The organism is Nonomuraea sp. AD125B (assembly GCF_041402765.1).
GTDB classification, from domain to species: Bacteria; Actinomycetota; Actinomycetes; order Streptosporangiales; family Streptosporangiaceae; genus Nonomuraea; species Nonomuraea bangladeshensis.
Genome location: NZ_JBGLOU010000006.1, coordinates 194,646 through 214,593 on the forward strand (window position 1 = coordinate 194,646; position 19,948 = coordinate 214,593).

Below are 19,948 nucleotides of genomic sequence, written 5' to 3' on the forward strand. Positions count from 1 at the left end.
TATGGCGAATTTCAAGAAATTGGATCATTTACCGCTGCGGCCAATGCCAGCAAAGCGGCCACGAACGCCTGTGCGGGTGGTTCGACCAGACCCGCCCCGACCTGCCCGGTTCCCGCCACGCGGCCCGCGATACCGGTGTTGACCACCGGCAGCACGCCCGTCCTGGCCACCAGGGCCACGTCGACGCCGACCGGCGTGCCGCGGAAGCCGAGCCCGGGAATCTGGTACGCCGGATGTTCGGCGAGCGTGATCTCGTACATCGAGCGGGTGGCCCGTACGGCGTCGGCCACCTCGCCGCCCACGAAACGCACGATCGCGGGCGCGGCCGCCATCGCGAAACCGCCGAGGCCCGCGGTTTCGGTGATCGTGGAATCGCCGATGTCGGGATTGGCGTCGTCGGGGCCGTACGAGCCGAGGTAGAGCCCGTCGGGCACCCCCGCCGGGCCGGTGAACCAGCGCCCGCCGAGCCCCGACACCTGCACCCCGAACTCGGTGCCGTTGCGGGCCATCGCCACGACCATGGACGAGCCGGGCACGTCGCGGGCGGCGTCCGTGGCGGCCTTGGCCGCGGCCATGCCCGCGTTGAGGAAGAAGTGGTCGTTGCCGCCCATGAAGCGCAGCACCTCCGCCGCCCGGCCCGGCGCGGCCTCGACCACGGCCGGGGCCAGCTCGCGCAGCAGCAGCGAGGTGGCCGCGCGGTTGCGGTTGTGCAGCTCGTCGCCCATCTGCAGCGCCTGCGCGACGAGCGCGCGCAGGTCGAGCGGCCCGGTCGCGGCCAGCGCCGCGGCGAGCACGGGGCCGAGCACCTCGTCCATCCAGCGCAGCCGCTCCAGCACCTCGGGGCCGTACGCGCCGTACCGCAGGACCTTGCCCAGGCCCTCGTTCAGCGAGCAGTACGCGAGCCCGCCGTGCTCCTCGTCGCGCACCTCGAACATCCACATCGACGGGCTCACCACGCCCGCCATCGGCCCCACCGCGCCGTGCTCGTGGCAGGGCCGCAGCGCCGCCTCGCCGGCCGCCAGCCCGCGCTCCGCGTCGCGCTCGTCGCCCGCCCGGCCCTCCAGCAGCATCGCGCCGATGAGCGCGCCGCGCAGCGGCCCTGACGCCCGCTCCCAGGTGATCGGCGGCCCCGCGTGCAGGAACGCGCCGCCCCCCAGCGCCTCGCCCAGCACCTCCGAGGCACGCCGGACGCCCACGAGATGCGGCCTGGCGGACGTCAGGCGGCGGGCGGCCAGCTCGTTCGCGGCCTGCCTGCGCGGGTCGGACAGCACCCTGACCAGCGCCTCGGCGGTGCCCGGCAGCGGCGGGCGCCAGTCCACGGGCGTGGTGGCCACGGCCTGCGCGGCCAAGGACTCGTCGAGCAGACCGGCCCCGGTCGTGACGACGCGGGACGGGGCGGACAGGAAGGTCATAGGAGACTCCTGGCGTGCCGGGCGGCCTGGGCGTTCGAGAGGTAGACGGCCGCGCCCGCCTCCCGCAGGGCCGCGGCCTGGCGGTGCAGGTCCTGCGGGTCGCCCTGGGTGCCGACGAGCGCCACGACCACGGTGGCCGGCGTACGGGCGATGGCGGGAGCGAGCGTCACGGCGGGATCGGGGTCGGCCGCGTGGCCGAGGACGACGTCCATGAGCACCACGTCCGTCTCCGCCGCCCGCGCCAGCGCCTCCACGCGCAGCGCCGGGTCGATCATCGGGTGCGCGCGGCCCCGCGTGTAGGCGTCGTCGCCGTAGTCCACGAAGTCGCCCTGCCCGGCGACCAGCGCGGCCTCCGTGCTCAGCGTCCCGCCGGAGTAGAGGCCCTTGAGCGCCTTGCGCGCGCCGCCGCGTACCGGGCCGGGCCAGGACGGCCACTCCGGCACCGGCCGGCCGAGCGCCCGCAGCGCGGCCTCGGCCGTGTCGGTCAGGTCGGTGGCGTCCCGCCCGAGCAACGCGCTGATCACCGGGGTGCGCAGCCCCGCCACGGCCTCCGCCACCGCCCCCGCCACCTCCGGCGCGGGCGGCTTCGAGATCAGCACGATCAGCTCGGTGGCCGGGTCGTCGTCCAGCAGGCGCAGCGCGCGCAGCGTGGACAGGCCGCCGACCTCGGCCGACAGGTCCCTGCCTCCCACGCCCAGGATGTGGCTGACCCCCGCCCCCGCCCAGTCGAGCAGCGAGGTGACCTGCTGCGCGCCGGTGCCGGATGCCGCCACCACGCCGACGGGCCCCGGCGCGAGCACGTTCGCGAACCCGAGCCCCACCCCGCCGATCGAGGCGGTGCCGCAGTCGGGGCCCATGACCAGGACGTCCCGCTCCTCGGCCAGCTCCTTCAGCCGCCGCTCCAGCGCGACCGGCACGCCGTCACTGAAGATCATGACCGGCAGCCCGGCCGCCACCGCGTCGTACGCCTCGCAGAACGCGTGCTCGCCCGGCACCGAGACGACCGCCAGCCCGGCGGGCTCGCGGCGGATCGCCGACCCGGTCGTCAGCGGCGGCTGCCCGTCCGCCCCCGCCTCACCGGGCCGTTCGAGCTCGCCGAGCCGCCGGTCCGCCTCCGCCACGGCCGCGCCGGGGTCGTCGGCCCGTACGGCGATCAGCAGGTCGCCGGGACCGGCCGGCGGCACGGTGAAGCCGAGGTCGCCGAGCACCGCCACGTTCAGCTCCGTCGCCATGGCGACCATGGCCGTCTCGACGCCCGGCGTCGCCGACAGCGCCCTGCTCACCCGCATGAGCCGTACCGAGTCGTGATAGGCGCCCTTGCGGACGAGGACGACCTCCCCGCTCACGGACGCCCGCCGAGTGAGAGCACGGCGTCCACGCCGATCGCGATCCCCTGCGCGAGGTCGGCCCCCGAGGTGTGGCCGACCCGGCGCAGCCGCCGCAGCGCCGGTTCGAGCGGCTGCGCGCCGGCGACGCCGCGCAGCACCGCCGTCACCTCCGGGCTCGCCTCGCCACGGGCCGCGCAGTGCAGGAGCGTCGCCGACAGGGGAGTGGTACGGGTGCGCGCGTCGAACGTCACGGTCGCCGCCAGCCAGCCGGCCAGCCACACCGCCCGCTCCGCCCCCGTCGCCGTCCCGAGGTGCCGCAGCGTCACCAGCAGCCCGGCCAGCACGTCGTCACCGCTCGGCGTGAGCCCCGGCCCGAGCCCGACCAGTTGCTCGGCCGCCGTCGCCATGCCCAGCAGCCAGCCGCGCCCGCAGGCCGCCGCGAGCGCGGCGACCGCGCCGTTGCCCGGCAGCCCGGGAGCGGGCTCCGCCGGCCGGGCGAGGACCGTGGCGGCCCCCTCCAGGCCCGCCAGGTCCACCTGCCCCAGCGGCGGCGCGGGATCCCACCAGCGCCGGACGCGCAGGCTCAGCGGCCCGAGGTCCACGCCCCGGTCGCCCACCCACGCCTCCTCGCCCACCTCGACCCTGGGCAGCCCGCCGGCCAGCAGCACGGAGTTGGGGAGCCGGACCGCCTCGCCGGTGATAACCGCGATCACCGTCGGCTCCAGCTCCGTCCGCACCTCCAGGTAGACCCCGGCGGGGAACGCCGCGAGCACCCGGGCGGGCCGCCGCGACGCCTCCAGGAGCGGACGGACCGCGGTGCTGGCCGCTCCCGGGACGTGAGCCGAGGCACGGACGCGGGTGCGCCGCGCGGACGTGCTGACATGGACACCGACGGGCAACGGACCTCCCTGACCGACCTTGGACCTGACCGTAGAACGGCCGGCGAACCCTCCGTACGGAGAAATTTGCCAACAGTGCGCGGGAAGGTTGGCTCTTCCTGACAGACCGTTCCGGGGGTCACAATCTCCCCATGGAGCCCCCAGTCCGTCTCGCCAGCACCGGCACCATCATTCACGGTGTCTCCGTCGGGGAGGTGCTGGGCGTGTCGACCCTCGCGGAGGCCAGGCTCATCGCGGGCGAGAGCGGGCTCGGCCGCATCGTGCAGCGGCTCAACGTCATGGAGGTCCCCGACATCCTGGCCTGGGTCAAGCCGCACGAGCTGCTGCTCACCACCGGCTACCCGCTGCGCAACACCCCGCAGTCGCTCGGCCGGCTGGTCGCCGACCTCGACGAGCGCGGCCTCGCCGCCCTGGCGATCAAGCTCGGCAGGTATGTCGACGAGCTGCCGGGCGACATGGTGGAGCAGGCCGACCGGCTCGGCTTCCCGCTCATCCTGCTGCCCAACGACGTGGGCTTCGACGACATCCTGAACCAGGTGCTCACCGACATTCTCAACCGGCAGGCCGCCGTGCTGGCCCGCGCCGAGGAGGCGCACCGCGCGCTGGTGCAGGTCGTGCTGGCCGGTGGCGGGCTGGGCGAGGTGGCCGCCGAGGTGGCGCAGCTCCTCGACGTGTCGGTGGCGGTCGTGGACGGCGCCGGTGCCGTGCTGGCCACCGCCGGTCCGGCCGAGCACGTGGCCGCGCTGCGCGAGTCGATCTCCCGCGAGGGGCCGCCCACCACGGCCGCCCGCGCGCCCGCGAGGGCCGGGACCGGCGGGGCCGCGAAGTCCGGAACCGGCGGGGCCGCCAGGACCGGGGCAGGGGGGCGCGGCGGCCGGGAGTTCGCCTCGGTGCCCGTGCTGGCCGGCGGGCATCACCACGGCCGCATCGTCGCCTACAGCGCCTCGACCGCGATCAGGGACAGCGACGTCGGCATCCTGGAGCGGGCCGCCACCGTGGCCGCGCTCGTCGTCACCCGGCAGGAGGCGGTCAACGCCGTCGAGAGCAAATACCGCGCCGACTTCCTGCGCGACGTGCTCACCGGCCGGGCCGGCACGGCCGAACGGGTCAACGGCCGCGCGCGGGCGTTCGGATGGGACCTGTCGCGGCCGGTGACCGTGCTCGTGGCCGAGCTCGACCCCGAAGGCGACGAACGCAGCGCCCAGGACCGGCTCGTCGCCTGCTGGACGGCGGCCGTCAGGCGGCACGACCCGCGCGGCGCGGTGGCCGGGTTCTCGCACGAGGTGGTGGCGGTGATCGACGCCGGGCTCGACGCGGCGCGGGTGGCCAAGGACGCCGCCGCGGCCTTCGCCGACCTGCCGCCCGCGACGTTCTCCACCGGCACCTCCCGGCCGAGCCCGGGAGCGGACGCGCTGCCCGAGGCGTACGCGCAGGCGCTCAAGGCGGCCCGCGTCGGCCGCCAGCTCCACGGCCCCGGCGCGGTCGCCCACTTCGACCAGCTCGGCGTCTACCGGCTGCTGTCGCTGGTCAACGACACCGACGAGCTGCACGCGTTCGTCCGCGAGACGCTCGGCCCGCTGGCCGCCGACGACGACGCCGAGAACGCCGACCTCCGCCGCACCCTCCACGTGCTGCTGGAGACCAACCTCAACGTGGCCGAGACCGCGCGCCGGCTGCACTTCCACTACAACACGCTGCGCTACCGCATCGGCAAGCTGGAGCGGATGCTGGGCAACTTCACCGACGACCCGCACCTGCGGCTCAACCTGACGCTGGCCCTGCACGTCCTGCGCATGAGAGGTATCTAGGCTTGTCCCCGTGGACCTCGACTTCGAACTGCGCTCCGATTTCATCCCGCTCTGCGACCTGCTGAAGTACTGCGGCGTCACCGAGACCGGCGGCATGGCCAAGCACCTCATCGCCGAGGGCCTGGTCCTCGTGGACGGGGAGGTGGAGCTGCGCAAGACCGCCAAGATCCGGGCCGGCCAGGTCGTGAGCGGCGACGGTTTCTCCATTCACGTCGCCTGAATCGGCATGTGCGCGAGGTTCCCACTGGTGGGCCGGGCAGATTTGGCAGATCATGCCCGTGTAGGACTACCGGGGCGGGCCTAATGTGCCCGCAACGGTAAACGGGTCGCCGGCAAGGCCCAGCGCAAAAGGGGCGCTCATGGTTTGGGGATGGACCAGACACGGTGACGGCAAGCATCTGGCGCCCGGCGAGGTGGTCAGGCCCGACGAGCGGCTGAGCTGGCCCAGGATGGTCGGGTTCGGCGCGCAGCACGTGATCGCGATGTTCGGCGCGACGTTCGTCTTCCCCCTCGTCATGGGGCTGGACCCCAACGTCGCGGTGATGATGTCGGGCGTGGCGACGATCCTGTTCCTGCTGATCGTCAAGGGCAGGGTGCCCAGCTACCTCGGCACCAGCGCCTCGTTCGTGGGCGGCGTGCTCGCCATCCGCGCGGTCGCCGGCGGCGACACGGCGGGCGCGGACGCCGTCGTGACCGGCGCGATCCTGGTCGTCGGCTTCGTGCTGGCGCTCATCGGGGTCGCCATCCACTTCCTCGGCGTGCAGATCATCCACCGGGTGTTCCCGCCCGTCGTGACCGGCGCGGTGGTCATGCTCATCGGGTTCGGGCTCGCCTACGTGGTCGCCGACGTCTACTGGCCGCAGGACCACTGGGTGGCGCTGCTCACGATGCTCATCACGTTCGTGGTGATCGTGGCCTTCAAGGGCTTCATCGGGCGGATCGGGGTGCTGGTCGGGCTGGTCTCGGGGTTCGTGCTGTCGTGGGTGCTGGACCGCCTGGCCGGGCCGGTCACCTCCGTGCTGCCCGGCGCCAACCTGCGCGACGCGGCCGGCAACGCGTGCGCCCCCGAGGGCCCGTACTGCCTGGCGACGGCCTTCCCGCACGACCGGGTGAGCTTCGACAGCGTCGCCAAGGCCGACTGGTTCGGACTGCCGAGCTTCCACGGGCCGGACTTCCGCTTCTCGGCGGTGCTGCTGGTGCTGCCCGCGGTCATCGCGCTCGTCGCGGAGAACGTCGGGCACGTGAAGGCCGTCGGCGAGATGACCGGGACGGACGTCGACCCCTACGTCGGCCGCGCGGTCGCCGCCGACGGCGTGGCCACCGTGGTCGCCAGCGCGGTCGGCGGCTCGCCCACCACCACCTACGCCGAGAACATCGGCGTCATGGCCGCCACCAAGGTCTACTCGACCGCCGCCTACTACATCGCCGCCGTGATCGCGATCCTGTTCGGGCTGTGCCCCAAGTTCGGCCAGCTCGTCGCGGCCACGCCGGGCGGCGTGCTCGGCGGCGTCACCGTCATCCTCTACGGCATGATCGGACTGCTCGGAGCCAAGATCTGGATCGAGAACCGGGTGGACTTCGCCGACCCCGTCAACATGGTGCCGACCGGCGCCGGCATCATCCTCGCCATCGGGCCGGTCAGCCACTTCGTCGGCGGCGACCTCACCCTGGAGGGCATCGCGCTCGGCACCATCGTCGTGCTCGGCGGCTACCACCTGCTGCGGGCCATCGCCGGGCGGCCGCTCCAACCGGCCACGCCGGCGGGGAACGAGGCCGGGTGAAGCCGCCGCCGTTCGACTACCACGCACCGCGCGACCTCGCCGCGGCGCTCCGCACCCTCGCGGAGGTCGGGGCGGAGGGCAAGGTGCTGGCCGGCGGGCAGAGCCTCATCCCCATGCTCAACATGCGCCTGGTCGCGCCCGCGCACCTCGTGGACGTCAACCGCGTGGCCGGGCTCGGCGGCATCGGGCGCGAGCCCGGCGGCGTACGCGTCGGGGCGCTGGCCCGGCACGCCGAGGCCGAGCGCTCCGGCGCGCACCCGCTGCTCACCCGGGCGCTCAAACTGGTCGCCCACCCGGTGATCCGCAACCGCGGCACCGTGGTGGGCAGCCTCGTCCACGCCGACCCGGCCGCCGAGCTGCCCGCCGTGCTGGCGGTGCTCGGCGGGTCCGTACGGGTGGCCCGCCGGCACGACGGGGCCGTGGTGCAGCGCGACATCCCGGCCGCCGCCTTCTTCACCGGCCCCATGGAGTCGGCGGTGCTGCCGGGCGAGCTGGCCGTGTCGGCCTGGTTCCCCGACCTCGCGCCGGGCGCGGGATGCGCCTTCGCCGAGGTGTCCCGCAGGCACGGCGACTACGCGCTCGCCGGGGCGTGCGCCGTCGTGAGCCCGGACGGCGCCGCCCGGGTGGCCTGCGTCGGCGTCGGCGCCGTCCCCGTCGTGGTGGACGTGAGCGCCCTCGCCCCCGACTGGGCGGCGGCGGCGCGTGCCGTGCGGGAGGAGACCGAACCCGACGACGACATCCACGCCACGGCCGCCTACCGCCGCCACCTCGTGGGCGTGCTGGCCGAGCGGGCCCTGCGCGAGGCCGCACAGGAGGCGGAGACCCTTGGAGCATGAGATCACGCTCGTGGTGAACGGCGCCGCCCGGCGGGTGAGCGTCCCGGCCAGGCGGCTGCTGTCCGACTGCCTGCGCCACGACCTCGGGCTGACCGGCACCCACGTCGGCTGCGAGCACGGCGTCTGCGGCTGCTGCACGGTGCTGCTCGACGGCGAGCCGGTGCGCTCGTGCCTGACGTTCGCCGTCACCGTGGACGGCCGCGAGATCACCACTGTCGAGGGGCTGGCCGGGCCGGGAGGGCTGTCGCCGGTGCAGCGGGCCTTCGCCGAGTGCCACGGCCTGCAGTGCGGCTTCTGCACCCCCGGCTTCCTGTGCACGGTGACCGCGTTCCTGGAGGCGAACCCCGCCCCCACCGAGGAGGAGGTGCTGGAGGGCATCTCCGGCAACCTGTGCCGCTGCACCGGCTACCAGAACATCGTCAAGGCCGTCCACCGGGCCGCCGAGCTGCTGGCGGAGGAAGCATGACGACGAAGCTGTTCGGGGAGCCGGTCCAGCGGCGCGAGGACCCCCGGCTGCTGACCGGGGGCGGCCGCTACCTCGACGACCTCGGCCCCGACGCGCTCGCCGCCGCGTTCGTCCGCGCCCCGCACGCGCACGCCCGCATCCGTGACATCGACGTCGGCCCGGCGCTCGACGTCGAGGGCCTGGTCGCCATTTACACGTGGGAGGACCTGCCCGAACGGGTCGGCCGGCCGCTGCCGCTGCTCATCCCGCACCCGGCGCTCACCCACGGCCGGACCGCGTACCCGCTGGCCAGGGACGTCGTCAGGCACGTGGGCGAGCCGGTGGTCATGGTGGTGGCCGCCGACCGCTACGCCGCCGAGGACGCCTGCGCGCTCATCGAGGTCGACTACGAGGTGCTGAAGCCGGTCGTCGGCCTGGAGGAGGCGGTGCAGGGGGCGGCGCTCGTCCACGAGGACGTGCCCGGCAACGTCGGCGCGCACCTGGTCCAGGAGGTGCCCGGCGCGGACGGGCGCGGCGCCCGCGAGGCCATCGAGACCGCGCCGCACACGCTCGCCTTCCGGCTCGACATCGAGCGCAGCGCCAGCATGCCGCTGGAGGGCCGGGGCGTCCACGCCCGCTGGGACGGCCGCGACCTGCGCGTCCACTCCAGCACCCAGACCTCCACCAGCGTGCGCATGGCGGTCGCCGCCGCGCTCGGCCTGCCGCTGCCGCAGGTCGAGGTCATCGCGCCGGACGTCGGCGGCGGCTTCGGCGTCAAGATCGTGCACCCGTGGCCGGAGGAGATCCTGGTGCCGTGGGCGGCGATGACGCTCGGCCGCGAGGTCAAGTGGACCGAGGACCGCAGGGAGCACTTCATCTCCTCGGCGCACGAACGCGGGCAGGTGCAGTACGTGCGCGTCGGGTTCGACGACGACGGGCGCGTGCTCGGCCTGGACGTGACGATCCTGCACGACCACGGGGCCTACACCCCCTACGGGATCATCGTCCCGATCGTCACCTCGACGCAGCTGCTCGGTCCCTACAAGATCGGGGCGTACCGGGTCGAGTTCAGCTCCGTCTACACCAACACCGTGCAGGTCACGCCGTACCGGGGGGCGGGCCGCCCGCAGGGCGTGTTCTGCATGGAGCGCACCATGGACAAGATCGCCCGCCACCTGGGGCGCGACCGCACCGAGGTGCGCGCGGCCAACTTCATCGGGCCCGGCGAGTTCCCGTACGACCAGGGGATGACCTTCCAGGACGGCCGGCCGCTCATCTACGACAGCGGTGATTACCCCGAGATGCTGCGCCTGCTGAAGGAGCTCATCGGCTGGGACTCCTTCGAGCGCGTGCCGGGGCGCGGCATCGGCATCGGCTGCTACGTCGAGGGCACGGGCGTGGGGCCGTACGAGGGCGGGCACGTGCAGATCACCTCCGACGGGCGGGTGCACGTCTCGACTGGGCTCACCTCCCAGGGGCAGGGCCACGAGACGGCCTTCGCCCAGATCGCCGCGACCGAGCTGGGCGTGCCCATCGAGCGGATCAGCGTGGTCACCGGCGACACCCGCAGGTTCGGCTACGCGGTCGGCACCTTCGCCTCCCGCGCCGCCGTCGTCAGCGGCAACGCCATCGCGCTCGCCTGCCGCAAGGTGCGCGAGAAGGCGCTGCGCATCGCCGCCGACGCGCTGGAGGCCGACCCCGCCGACCTGGAGATCACCGACGGGATCGTGCACGTGGCAGGGGCGCCGCACGCGGCCGTCCCCCTGTCCACGGTCGCCGTGCTGGCCAACCCGCTGCGCTACGCCTTCGACGAGGAGACCGCCAAGGCCACCCAGTTCGCGGGTGCCGCCGCGCCCGACCGGCCGCCGGTGGCCGAGGGCGAGGAGCCGGGGCTGGAGGGGCGCGACTACTACTCGCCGATCCGCTCCACGTTCGCGGCCGGGATGCACGCCGCCGTCGTCGAGACCGACCCCGACACGGCCGAGATCCGCGTGCTGCGCTACGCCGTGGTGCACGACTGCGGGCGACTCATCAACCCCATGATCGTGGAGGGGCAGATCCACGGGGGAGTGGCGCAGGGCATCGGGGGCGCGCTCTACGAGCGGATGGTCTACGACCCGCACGGGCAGCTGCTCAACGCCTCCTTCATGGACTTCCTCATGCCGTACGCCACCGAGGTGCCGCACGTCGAGACCGCCCACCTGGAGACGCCGTCGCCGCTCAACCCGCTCGGCATCAAGGGCGCGGGTGAGGCGGGCGTGATCCCGGTCTCCGCCGTCATCGCCTCGGCGATCGAGGACGCCGAGGGCTTCCCCATCGACCGGATGCCCATCTCTCCCTCCGACCTGTTCCATCTGCGCGGCACGTAAGATCGGCGGCATGCGTGCGCCTGCCTCCGGGCTGACCGTGTTCCCCGAGGTGCCGGACGACGTCCGGGTGGTCGATCTGGCGTGGAACGACCTCGCCGAGGTGCCCGACCGGGTGGGCGGGCTCGCGGCGCTGGAGGAGCTGCGGCTCGACGGCAACGCCCTCACCGCCCTGCCCGACCTGTCCGGGCTCGGCGCGCTGCGGGCGCTGCACCTGGACGGCAACCGGCTCACGGCCTTCCCCTCCTGCCCGCCGGGCCTGGAGACGCTCTTCCTGTACGGCAACCGCGTCCGCGAGCTCCCGGACCGCCTGCCGCCCACTCTCCGCCACCTGGCCGCCGGCGCCAACGGCCTGACCGACGTCCCCGCCGCCCTGTGGAAGCTGACCGGGCTGCGCTCGCTCAACCTGGCCGAGAACGCCCTGACGGACCTCCCCGCGGCCGTCGGCGGCCTGACCCGGCTGCGCATGCTGGACCTCGGCCACAACCGCCTCACCACGATCCCGCCCGAGCTCGGCGACCTGCCGCTCACCGACTACCTCTACCTCAGCGACAACGCCTTTACGGAGGTGCCGGCGGCCCTCGGACGGCTGGACCGGCTCGCCTACCTCAACCTCACCGACAACCGGCTGACCCGCCTCCCCGACGCGCTCGGCGACATGGCCGCGCTGGTCGAGCTGCGCCTCTACAACAACCGGCTGGAGGCGCTGCCGGAGTCGTTCGGCCGGCTGAGCAGGCTGCGCGAGCTGCACCTGCGGGGCAACCGGCTCACCCGCCTGCCCGCGGCCCTCGCCGGCTGCGCGGAGCTGCGCGTGCTCGACCTGCGCGGCAACCACCTCCGCGCGCTGCCGGACGCCCTGCCGCCCCGCCTCACCCATCTCGACCTGCGGGCCAACCGGCTGCGGGAGCTGCCCGACGGTCTCGCCGGGCTGACCGCGCTGGAGAAGCTGGACCTGCGCTGGAACAAACTCGACGGCGACCCCGAGGTGCTGCGGGTGCTCGAAGGGCGCGGCTGCGTCGTGCTGCGCTGAACCGGACCCCGCGTCCCTGCGTACCTCCGCACATGACGACATTTCCACGTCTGGCCGCTTTCGCGCTGCTGGCCGGACTGGTCGCCGGATGCTCCTCCTCGGGGGGCTGGGGCGGCTACGTCGCAGCGGGCAACGACCAGCAACAGGCGAACGCCACCCCGCTCTCCGTCGAACAGCTCTCCGCCAAGGTGGGCTGCACGCCGAAGATGCAGGTCGACAGCGAGGAGATCCGCACCGGCCACTGCAAGACCGAGGCCGGCGAGTTCTTCGTCAACACCTTCAAGTCCGAGAAGCTGAAGGACCAGTGGATGGACCAGGCGCCGGAGTACAACCCGCACCTGGTCGGCCCGCGCTGGACCGTGCTCGGCCCGCTGGAGGTGCTGGAGCAGCTCAAGTCCCCGCTCAGCGGGGACCTGCATCTCATGGACCACCGGGTCTCGCAGACGCCGTCCCCGAAGTAGCCCGAACCGGTATGGGGCCGAACCGGAGCCGGAAGGGCTGCGTACCTCCGCACATGACGACATTTCCACGTCTGGCGGCCGTCGTGCTGCTGGCCGGGCTGGCCGCCGCCTGCTCCCAGGGCAGCGGGAGCGGCGGCGGTCCTTCCGGCCCGGCCGGCGCGGGCGGCCGGGCCGGCGCCGCCCCGCCCTCCGTCGAGCAGCTCGCCGCCAAGGTCGGCTGCAAGCCGCGCATCCAGGTCGACGCCGCCGAACTCCGTACGGGGTACTGCCGGACCCCCGACGGCGAGTTCTTCGTGACCACGTTCGCGTCCCAGGCGGGCAAGGACGCCTGGATGGACGCCGCACCCGAGTACAACCCGCACCTGGTCGGCAACCTGTGGACGGTGCTGTCCGGCCGCCAGGTGCTCGACCTGCTGCGCGAACGCCTCGGCGGTGACCTCCACCTGACCGACCACCGCACGAAGCAGATGAAGGTGGTCGGCTGAGCCGCCTTTCAGGCGGCCACGCGGACCCGCTTCCTGAACACGTAGTACGTCCAGCCCTGGTAGACCAGGACGAACGGGAGCGCGATCAGCCCGATCCAGCTCAGCATCGTCAGCGTGTACGCCCCGGAGGCCGCCTCCGCCAGGGTCAGCCCCGGCAGCGGCCGCACCCGCAGCTCCATGAAGACCGCGAGCGTGGACAGCACGATGGCGGCGGCCGTGGCCGTGAACGCCCAGCCCTCCCTGCGCCGCCAGATCAGCGCCGCCGCCGCGGCGAGCGCCGCCATCGCGGCGAGGGCGGGGAACGTCCCCAGGTTGGACAGCGCGAGCACGGCGACCGGGATGACCGCGGCGCCGGCCGCCATGGCGGCGAGGCGGGCCCGGTGGCGGATCGGGCCGGTGGTCCTGAGCGCCAGGAACACCGCGCCGTGCAGGACGCACACGGCCAGCGTGAACGCGCCGCCCAGCACCGCCGCGACCGGGCTGCCGAACAGCAGGTCGGCGAAGACCGCGCCCCACAGGAACGCCGGCAGCCCGCTGCCCACCATGACCGCCATGTCGCACCAGGCCGGGTTGCGCACCTTGCCGCGCCACTCCAGGCCCACGCCACGCAGGATCAGCCCCACCAGGATCAGCGTGACCTGGAGGTAGAACGCGCTGAACACCCCCGAGTACCAGGCGGGGAACGCGGCGAACATCGCGCCCACCGCGGTGATCAGCCACACCTCGTTGCCGTCCCACACGGGGCCGATGGTCTGCAGGCTCTGCCGCTGCTCGGCGTCGTTCCTGCTGAGGAGGGGCGCCAGCAGGCCGACGCCGAAGTCGAAGCCCTCCAGCACGAAGTAACCCGTCCAGAGGAAGGCGATGATGACGAACCAGAGATCGATCATGGTCGGTGTGCCTCTGCTCAGTACATGAGCGACGGCTCGCGCCGCTGCTCGGCCAGGGGGGCGGGCTGGGGCTCGGGGACGCCCTCGCGTACGTGCCGGGTCAGCAGCACGGCCTCGGCCACGGCGAGCGCGCCGTACAGGAGGGTGAAGACGGCGAGCGAGATCGCCACCTCGGCCAGGGACACGCCGGGGGAGACGCTGGCGGCGGTCAGCAGCTCGCCGGCCACCGTCCACGGCTGGCGGCCGATCTCGCTCAGCAGCCAGCCGGCGATCACCGCGAGCAGCGGCAGCGGCAGGGCCGCGACCAGCGCCCGCGACAGCCACCGGGGGAACTCGCGCCGGCGGCGGGTCAGCCAGAGCCCGAGCACCGACAGGCCCACGGTGGCCATCCCGAAGCCGATCATCAGGCGGAACGACCAGAAGACGACGGTCCGGTCCGGGCGGTAGTCGCCGGGGCCGAACTGCTGCTCGAAGCGGCGCTGCAGGTCCTCGGTGCCCTGGACGGTGGCGTTGGGGTCGTTGGTGGCGAGGAAGCTGAGGACGTGGGGGATCTCGATGCCGGGGACGATGCTGAACCCGGCACCCGCGGTGTCGTGCCGGAGACCTTCGGCGGCGGCCAGCTTCATGGGCTGCTGCTCGTACAGCAGCTTGCCCGACATGTCGCCCGTGCCGGCCACGACCGCCCCCGCGATCGCCGTCATGACCAGCGCGCCGCGCGCCGCGCTGCGCCACATGGGCGCGTTGCGCCGCAGCATCCAGTAGCCGCACACGGCCAGCACGAACCCGCCCGCCACGATGAACGCCGCCCCGACCACGTGCGGGACCTGGGCGAGCGCCGTGGAGTTGGTCAGCACCGCCCACAGGTCGGTCATGCGGGCCTTGCCGTCCACGACCTCGTACCCGACCGGGTGCTTCATCCAGGCGTTGGCGGCCAGGATGAAGTACGCCGACAGGTTGGAGCCGATGGCCGCGGCCCAGATGCAGGCCAGGTGCACCTTCTTCGGCAGCCGGTCCCAGCCGAAGATCCACAGGCCCAGGAACGTGGACTCCATGAAGAAGGCCAGCAGCGCCTCCATCGCCAGCGGCGCCCCGAAGACGTCGCCGACGAAGGTGGAGTACTCGCTCCAGTTCATCCCGAACTGGAACTCCTGCACGATGCCCGTGACCACGCCCATGGCGAAGTTGATCAGGAACAGCTTGCCGAAGAACTTCGTGAGCTTCAGGTAGTGCTCTTTGCCGGTGCGGTGCCAGGCGGTCTGCAGCCCGGCCACGAAGATCCCCAGACCGATGGTCAGGGGCACGAACAGAAAGTGGTACACGGTGGTGACCCCGAACTGCCACCGTGCCAGGTCAAGTGCGTCCATCTTCCCCGTCGACTCCTGAGCTCTACAAGCTGTAGTACATCTACTCTTAGTAGTACTACAGGCCGTAGAGCAACGCGATGCGACGTTGGTCACATCCGCTTACGTACGTGCTGGTTGCCGGGTATCGAGAATGCCGCCGAAGGGCGGCCCGGGGCGTCACCCGCCGGGCTGATTCCGGGGTACCCCGCCCGGCGGACCCTGGAGTCAGCGGGCCAAAGTGGCGTCCAGGTAGGCCTGGAGGTTGCCGAGCTCGTAGCCACGGCGCTTGATCTTCTTCACCAGGACGCGGAAGTCGCGCGCCAGGTTGGGGCGGAAGTGCAGCAGGAGGATGTCGCCCGGGCGCAGCTGCTTGTCGGGCACCTGGTAGGCGATCTTGCCGCCGGGCTGGACGGTGGCGGTCCAGAGGAGCACGGCGGACATGCCGCAGCTCTTCGCGGCCCGCAGGGTGTCGGTGTTGTAGGAGCCGTACGGCGGGCGGAACAGGGTCGGGCGGGCTCCCAGCTCCTTCCCGATCAGCCGGGAAGCGCCGCACAGCTCGCGGCGCTGGGCGGCGTAGGGGAGGGTGCGCAGGTCGGGGTGGGTGAGGGTGTGGTTCTCGACGGGGGAGCCCGCCTCGCGCAGCTCGCGGAAGTAGTCCCACTTGCCGGCGCCGACGTAGCGGGCCTGGCCGCCCGACTGGTCGGGGGTGCCCTTCGCCTCCACCGCGTCGCGCATCGCGAAGACGGTGAGGGGGATGCGCTGGTCGCGTACCTGGCGGACGAGGCCCGGGTCCTGCTCCCAGCCGTCGTCGATGGTGAGGAAGACGACCTTGCGCTTGGTGGGGATCGAGCTGATCACCGGGGGGAGCGCGCCGGTGCGGAGGGGGCGCACCTCGCCCGGCCGGGGGAGCGCCCCCGGCGGGCCCTGCGGGCGGGGCGGGGTGGACGAGCGCGGCGCGGATCCCGTCGGCGCCGCGGAGGGCCCGGCTTGGTCGGGCGTGGCGTCGCCGCCCGGCGCGCAGGCGGCGGCCAGCAGCGCGAGCGCGACGCAGGCGGGCCTGAGCGCTTCTAACGGGGATCTTGGACGCACGAGGGACCATCCTGCCATCTCTCCGGAGGACCACCCTTGTCGGTGCGACACCGCCGCCGTCTGGCAGGTGTTGCCCTTATCCGGCGGGCCCGCGCTGCCTAGAGTGGCGGCATGCGAGTGGCGGGCAGCGCCGTGATCGGCGTGCAGAAGGAACGACTGTGGGCGGCGCTCCAGGACCCGGCGGTGCTGGTACGCACCATCCCCGGCTGCGAACGGCTGGAGGAGACCGGGCCCGGGGCGTACCGGATGACGGTCAACGCGGGGGTGGCCTCGATCAAGGGCGTCTACCAGGGGGAGGTCGTGCTGACCGAGCCCGTGCCGGGCGAGGGCTTCACGCTCAGGGCGCGGGGGCAGGGCGCGCCCGGCACCGTGGAGGCGACCGTACAGCTCCGGCTGAGCGAGGCGGACGGCGCGGGCGGCACCCGCGTGGACTACGACGCCGAGGCGGTGATCGGCGGGATGATCGGCGGGGTCGGGCAGCGCATGCTCGGCTCGGTGGCCAAGCGGACGGCGGGGGAGTTCTTCTCGGCCGTCGAACAGCACCTCTGCCCAGCTCCCGCCGGAGCCGCAGCCCCCGTCCCCGCAGAAGCCGCAGCCTCCGCCGGAGCCCCAGCCTCCGCCGAAGCGCCCGCCTCCGCCTTCGCCCCCGCCCCCGTGCTCGCCGAGACGGCTCCGGCCGAGACGGCGGCCGGGGTTCCACGGGCCGGGGCCGTCTACGAGCGGCCGCCCAAGCCCGGCGCCGCCCACACCACCACCCGTCCGTGGGTGATGCTCGCCTCCTTCGGTACGGGCGCGGGCGTGGCGCTCGCGGGCGTCGCGGTGGGCTGGCTGCTCGCCAGGTCAGGCCGCCGCTCCCGCCCCTGAGAGATCGCTCTCCGGGAGGGCCACGGCCTCTCGCGGAAAAGGATCTCCCGGCGTAACGTGGCGATATGCGGCAGGAACACGCTGAAGACGCACGGACCGAAGCCAGGAGAATCGTACGTGACCTGCTGGGCGAGGAGCGGCCGTCCGCCCGGACCCTGATCGCCGACGTGCGTCCGGTGCTGGGGGACGAGCGCACCGGCCGCGCGCTCGATCTGGCACTCGGCGCCGCGCTGACCCGGCGCTCGGCCGAGCTGGCCGCCCTCGCCGCGCTGCTGGTCGGCACCCGCGAGCTGGGCGCCGCCTGGTGGACCCGCGCCCGGGGCGGCAAGCTGCCGCCGCCCGACGAGGTGATCCGCACGGCCGTGGCGATCGAGCCGTGGACCGACCTGACCGCGCTGGAGATGCTCGCCGCCTGGATCGCCGACGACGCCGCCGACCAGCTCTGGGGCGCGCCGGTCGCCCAGGTCGACCTCAACTCCTGGCAGGCGGAGGACCGCTTCGCGCTGCCGCCGGGCGTCCGGCCGGGGCAGCGGCTCGTCGTGCACTTCGACGCCGGCGGCCGGCTCGACGCGGTCGTCACCCGGCGGGCCGACGAGGAGCTGGGCTCCAACCTGGACTTCCAGTCCCTGCGCTACTCCCGTCCGGCCGAGGCCCAGTGGAGCTGGGGCGTGGCGGCCGGGCTCGGGCCGCACCGGCTGCCCGGCGAGCACCCCGACCCGTACGCCCGCGAGGTCCCCGCGCGGGCCTCCGGCATCCTGCGCGCCTGGGCGCTGCGTCACGGGGCCACTCGCGACCAGCTCGGCGAGACCTGGGAGACGGTCGGCGACGTGGTGGCGGCCATCGAGCGGGTCGACTGGATGTGGCGCAGCGGCGAGTGGTTCGGCTGGTGGCGGGGGGTGTCGGCGCTGGTGGACGACTCGGCGTACCTGCCGTACCGGCTGGAGGAGCTGGCCGCCGGCTGACGCCCCGCCGGCGGGCAGGAATCGGTCGCGGGCCGCCGGGGTTGTCCCCTGGCGTGAAGGTGGAAATATTCTCCGATGTCGCGTGTCCCTGGTGTTACATCGGGCATGCCAGGTTCCTCAAGTCGGCCGAGCGGTTCCGGGCCAGGGGCGGCACGATCGAGGTGACGATGCGCCCGTTCCAGCTCGATCCGGACGCCTCGCACGAGGGCGAGCCGATGATCCCGATGCTGGAGCGCAAGTTCGGGCCGAACGCCTCCCAGATGGTGCAGCGGGTGGCCGGCGTGGCCGCCGCCGACGGCCTGGCCATGGACTACGACAAGGGCGTGAGCGCGAACACGTTCGAGGCGCACCGCCTCATCGAGCTGGCCACCCGGCAGGGCCGCGGCGGCGAGATGGCCGAGCGGCTGTTCCGCGCGCACTTCGCCGAGGGCCGCAACGTGGCCGACCCCGCGGTGCTCGCCGAGCTGGCCGCGGAGACCGGCGTCGAGGACACCGGGGAAGGCGCCGAGCAGGTACGCGAGCAGATCGCGCGGGCGCGGTCGCTCGGCATCACGGGCGTGCCGCTGTTCCTGTTCGAGGGCAAGTTCGCGGTGTCGGGCGCGCAGCCGCAGGAGGCGTTCGACGCGGCCATCGACGAGATGGCCGAGCGCACCGGACAGCAGCCGATCATGCAGCTGGCCGCGCCCGCGGAGGGCTGCGACGACGACGGCTACTGCGCCGTCTGAGGCCGTCTGAGGCCGTCTGAGACGGCGGGCTTGACGGGCTACTGCGCGGTCTGAGCGGCCGGCGCGAGGACGTCGTCAAGCCGGCCGGACCGGCCGGGCCGGTCGGCGGGGGAGGCCTCTTCGATCGGTCCGGGCCGGTCGGCGGGGGTGCCCTCGCCGAGCTGCCCGGACCGGTGGTGGCGGCGGCAGAGCACCTGGTAGCGCACCGGCGAGTCGTCGGTGTCGCCGATGACCACCTGCTCCCCGGTCCGCGCCATCACGCCGCCCACCACCCGCGCGTTGAGCTGCCCGGGCCGCCCGCACCAGCACAGCACCTCGACCTGCAGCCGGCACACCTCGTCGGCCAGCTCGAACAGCCGCTGCGCGGCCGGGAACATCACCGAACGGAAGTCGGAGGCGAGCCCGAAGGCGTAGACGTCCACGCCGTGCTCGTCCACCAGGTCGGCGAGCTGCTCGATCTGCTCGACGCTGTAGAAGCACGCCTCGTCGCAGATGAGGTAGTCGACGCGGTCGTACGAGGTCACCAGCCGGACGAGGTCGAGACCGTCCTCCACCTCGACGGCCTCCAGCCCGAGCCCGATGCGGCTGGTCACCTGGGGTCCGCCCGAGCGGTCGTGCTTGGTGAGCACCAGGCCGCGCCGGCCCTGTCTCGCGTGGTTGTAGTTCATCTGAAGCGCGAGGGTGGACTTCCCGCAGTCCATGGGGCCGAAGTAGAACTTCAGCACGGCATCCCGCGCCCCGGACGGCACCGGCGACAAGGCAGACGATTGGGTCACGGGCCGCCAGCTTAGTGGCTTGGCTTGTTCCATGACCTCGTGGGACATTTTCCCCCTGAGGTTTCAGGAGGAACTGTGGTCACCGACAAACCGTCCCCGCTCGACGCGATGTTGCAGCAGGACGACCTTACCGCCGCGCAGGCCGACGCCACCCGATGGCGCTACGGCTTCTACGTGGTCGTGGCGGGAATCGTGGCGGTCCTGGTCGCCTTCGCGGCGGCGGTGTTCGCCACGCGAGAGTTCGCCTCGCTTTTCGCCGGGGTGGCGGGGGTGATCGGTACGATCGTCGGCGCGTACTTCGGAGTGCAGGCCGGCCAGTCGGGCAAGGCCAGGGTGGAGGCGGAGCTGGCCAGGACACAGGAGCTGGCGATCCGCCTGGCCGCGCACGTCGGCACGGCCAACGCGCCCAGGGTCGTCGACGAAGTGCTCGGCCGGCGCCGAAGCTAGAGGA

General features: G+C 73.4%; 20 protein-coding genes. 13 read left to right on the top strand and 7 right to left on the bottom strand.

From position 1 onward, the window contains the following. Positions 1 to 11: 11 nt before the first annotated feature. From ACBR40_RS17830 to ACBR40_RS17840, 3 genes are read right to left on the bottom strand one after another with little or no spacing between them, the layout of a single operon-like run. Positions 12 to 1,412 (bottom strand): DUF1116 domain-containing protein, encoded by a 1,401-nt coding sequence (locus ACBR40_RS17830; RefSeq protein WP_371249441.1) that lies wholly within the window; start codon positions 1,410 to 1,412, stop codon positions 12 to 14. Further along, a complete protein-coding gene (locus ACBR40_RS17835; RefSeq protein ID WP_344212159.1) occupies positions 1,409 to 2,758 on the bottom strand; it encodes an FdrA family protein in 1,350 nt (449 codons plus the stop codon). The genes ACBR40_RS17830 and ACBR40_RS17835 overlap by 4 nt, the downstream gene beginning before the upstream one ends. Beyond that, positions 2,755 to 3,639, bottom strand: coding sequence for a DUF2877 domain-containing protein (locus ACBR40_RS17840; RefSeq protein ID WP_371249442.1), 885 nt, complete (start codon positions 3,637 to 3,639; stop codon positions 2,755 to 2,757). Before ACBR40_RS17840 ends, ACBR40_RS17835 begins: the two co-directional genes overlap by 4 nt. 131 nt (positions 3,640 to 3,770) lie before the next feature. Between ACBR40_RS17840 and ACBR40_RS17845 the strand changes: the two genes are divergently transcribed. The 9 genes from ACBR40_RS17845 to ACBR40_RS17885 all read left to right on the top strand — a co-directional run bounded on the left by ACBR40_RS17845 (position 3,771) and on the right by ACBR40_RS17885 (position 12,851). Next, complete coding sequence (locus ACBR40_RS17845; protein WP_344212155.1) at positions 3,771 to 5,447, top strand: PucR family transcriptional regulator ligand-binding domain-containing protein; 1,677 nt, start codon at positions 3,771 to 3,773, stop codon at positions 5,445 to 5,447. A gap of 10 nt (positions 5,448 to 5,457) precedes the next feature. Continuing rightward, positions 5,458 to 5,667 (top strand): RNA-binding S4 domain-containing protein, encoded by a 210-nt coding sequence (locus ACBR40_RS17850; RefSeq protein WP_020540721.1) that lies wholly within the window; start codon positions 5,458 to 5,460, stop codon positions 5,665 to 5,667. Between the two features lie 139 nt (positions 5,668 to 5,806). Then, positions 5,807 to 7,228 (top strand): solute carrier family 23 protein, encoded by a 1,422-nt coding sequence (locus ACBR40_RS17855; RefSeq protein ID WP_344212139.1) that lies wholly within the window; start codon positions 5,807 to 5,809, stop codon positions 7,226 to 7,228. Continuing rightward, positions 7,225 to 8,064: a xanthine dehydrogenase family protein subunit M gene (locus ACBR40_RS17860; RefSeq protein ID WP_371249443.1), complete on the top strand. Its 840-nt coding sequence runs from the start codon at positions 7,225 to 7,227 to the stop codon at positions 8,062 to 8,064. The genes ACBR40_RS17855 and ACBR40_RS17860 overlap by 4 nt, the downstream gene beginning before the upstream one ends. Beyond that, positions 8,054 to 8,530 (top strand): (2Fe-2S)-binding protein, encoded by a 477-nt coding sequence (locus ACBR40_RS17865; protein ID WP_344212135.1) that lies wholly within the window; start codon positions 8,054 to 8,056, stop codon positions 8,528 to 8,530. The genes ACBR40_RS17860 and ACBR40_RS17865 overlap by 11 nt, the downstream gene beginning before the upstream one ends. Next, entirely contained in the window at positions 8,527 to 10,878 is a 2,352-nt protein-coding gene (cutA, locus tag ACBR40_RS17870) for an aerobic carbon-monoxide dehydrogenase large subunit (RefSeq protein ID WP_364444489.1), read from the top strand. Before ACBR40_RS17865 ends, cutA begins: the two co-directional genes overlap by 4 nt. 10 nt (positions 10,879 to 10,888) lie before the next feature. Further along, entirely contained in the window at positions 10,889 to 11,905 is a 1,017-nt protein-coding gene (locus tag ACBR40_RS17875; protein WP_371249444.1) for a leucine-rich repeat domain-containing protein, read from the top strand. A gap of 32 nt (positions 11,906 to 11,937) precedes the next feature. Beyond that, positions 11,938 to 12,366: a hypothetical protein gene (locus ACBR40_RS17880; RefSeq protein WP_344212129.1), complete on the top strand. Its 429-nt coding sequence runs from the start codon at positions 11,938 to 11,940 to the stop codon at positions 12,364 to 12,366. A gap of 53 nt (positions 12,367 to 12,419) precedes the next feature. Continuing rightward, on the top strand, positions 12,420 to 12,851 hold the full coding sequence (locus ACBR40_RS17885; protein ID WP_371249445.1) for a hypothetical protein: 432 nt from the start codon (positions 12,420 to 12,422) through the stop codon (positions 12,849 to 12,851). 8 nt (positions 12,852 to 12,859) lie between these two features. Here the strand turns inward: ACBR40_RS17885 and cydB are convergent, their stop codons facing one another. From cydB to ACBR40_RS17900, 3 genes are all read right to left on the bottom strand, one after another. After that, positions 12,860 to 13,738, bottom strand: coding sequence for a cytochrome d ubiquinol oxidase subunit II (gene cydB, locus ACBR40_RS17890; protein ID WP_364444498.1), 879 nt, complete (start codon positions 13,736 to 13,738; stop codon positions 12,860 to 12,862). Positions 13,739 to 13,755: 17 nt separating this feature from the next. After that, complete coding sequence (locus ACBR40_RS17895) at positions 13,756 to 15,102, bottom strand: cytochrome ubiquinol oxidase subunit I (RefSeq protein ID WP_371249446.1); 1,347 nt, start codon at positions 15,100 to 15,102, stop codon at positions 13,756 to 13,758. A 204-nt stretch (positions 15,103 to 15,306) separates the two neighbouring features. Further along, on the bottom strand, positions 15,307 to 16,170 hold the full coding sequence (locus ACBR40_RS17900; protein WP_371249447.1) for a polysaccharide deacetylase family protein: 864 nt from the start codon (positions 16,168 to 16,170) through the stop codon (positions 15,307 to 15,309). Positions 16,171 to 16,281: 111 nt separating this feature from the next. Here ACBR40_RS17900 and ACBR40_RS17905 point away from each other — a divergent pair, with 111 nt between their 5' ends. The 3 genes from ACBR40_RS17905 (at position 16,282) to ACBR40_RS17915 (ending at position 18,721) form a co-directional block, all read left to right on the top strand. Continuing rightward, positions 16,282 to 17,034, top strand: a complete 753-nt coding sequence (locus tag ACBR40_RS17905; RefSeq protein WP_371249448.1) for a carbon monoxide dehydrogenase subunit G — start codon at positions 16,282 to 16,284, stop codon at positions 17,032 to 17,034. Positions 17,035 to 17,099: 65 nt separating this feature from the next. Then, a complete protein-coding gene (locus ACBR40_RS17910; protein WP_344212117.1) occupies positions 17,100 to 17,996 on the top strand; it encodes a hypothetical protein in 897 nt (298 codons plus the stop codon). A gap of 53 nt (positions 17,997 to 18,049) precedes the next feature. Next, positions 18,050 to 18,721, top strand: a complete 672-nt coding sequence (locus tag ACBR40_RS17915) for a DsbA family protein (RefSeq protein WP_371249449.1) — start codon at positions 18,050 to 18,052, stop codon at positions 18,719 to 18,721. A 38-nt stretch (positions 18,722 to 18,759) separates the two neighbouring features. On the opposite strand, the gene ACBR40_RS17920 is transcribed toward ACBR40_RS17915, so the two are convergent. After that, positions 18,760 to 19,497 (bottom strand): thymidine kinase, encoded by a 738-nt coding sequence (locus tag ACBR40_RS17920; RefSeq protein WP_371249450.1) that lies wholly within the window; start codon positions 19,495 to 19,497, stop codon positions 18,760 to 18,762. A gap of 75 nt (positions 19,498 to 19,572) precedes the next feature. Between ACBR40_RS17920 and ACBR40_RS17925 the strand changes: the two genes are divergently transcribed. Next, positions 19,573 to 19,944, top strand: coding sequence for a hypothetical protein (locus ACBR40_RS17925; RefSeq protein WP_344212112.1), 372 nt, complete (start codon positions 19,573 to 19,575; stop codon positions 19,942 to 19,944). Positions 19,945 to 19,948 lie beyond the last annotated feature (4 nt).

Coding starts and splice junctions, on each gene's coding strand:
- ACBR40_RS17880 (WP_344212129.1), top strand. CDS start 11,938: ATGACGACATTTCCACGTCTGGCCGCTTTCGCGCTGCTGGCCGGACTG.
- ACBR40_RS17845 (WP_344212155.1), top strand. CDS start 3,771: ATGGAGCCCCCAGTCCGTCTCGCCAGCACCGGCACCATCATTCACGGT.
- ACBR40_RS17910 (WP_344212117.1), top strand. CDS start 17,100: ATGCGGCAGGAACACGCTGAAGACGCACGGACCGAAGCCAGGAGAATC.
- ACBR40_RS17895 (WP_371249446.1), bottom strand. CDS start 15,102: ATGGACGCACTTGACCTGGCACGGTGGCAGTTCGGGGTCACCACCGTG.
- cydB (WP_364444498.1), bottom strand. CDS start 13,738: ATGATCGATCTCTGGTTCGTCATCATCGCCTTCCTCTGGACGGGTTAC.
- ACBR40_RS17885 (WP_371249445.1), top strand. CDS start 12,420: ATGACGACATTTCCACGTCTGGCGGCCGTCGTGCTGCTGGCCGGGCTG.
- cutA (WP_364444489.1), top strand. CDS start 8,527: ATGACGACGAAGCTGTTCGGGGAGCCGGTCCAGCGGCGCGAGGACCCC.
- ACBR40_RS17830 (WP_371249441.1), bottom strand. CDS start 1,412: ATGACCTTCCTGTCCGCCCCGTCCCGCGTCGTCACGACCGGGGCCGGT.
- ACBR40_RS17855 (WP_344212139.1), top strand. CDS start 5,807: ATGGTTTGGGGATGGACCAGACACGGTGACGGCAAGCATCTGGCGCCC.
- ACBR40_RS17875 (WP_371249444.1), top strand. CDS start 10,889: ATGCGTGCGCCTGCCTCCGGGCTGACCGTGTTCCCCGAGGTGCCGGAC.
- ACBR40_RS17905 (WP_371249448.1), top strand. CDS start 16,282: ATGCGAGTGGCGGGCAGCGCCGTGATCGGCGTGCAGAAGGAACGACTG.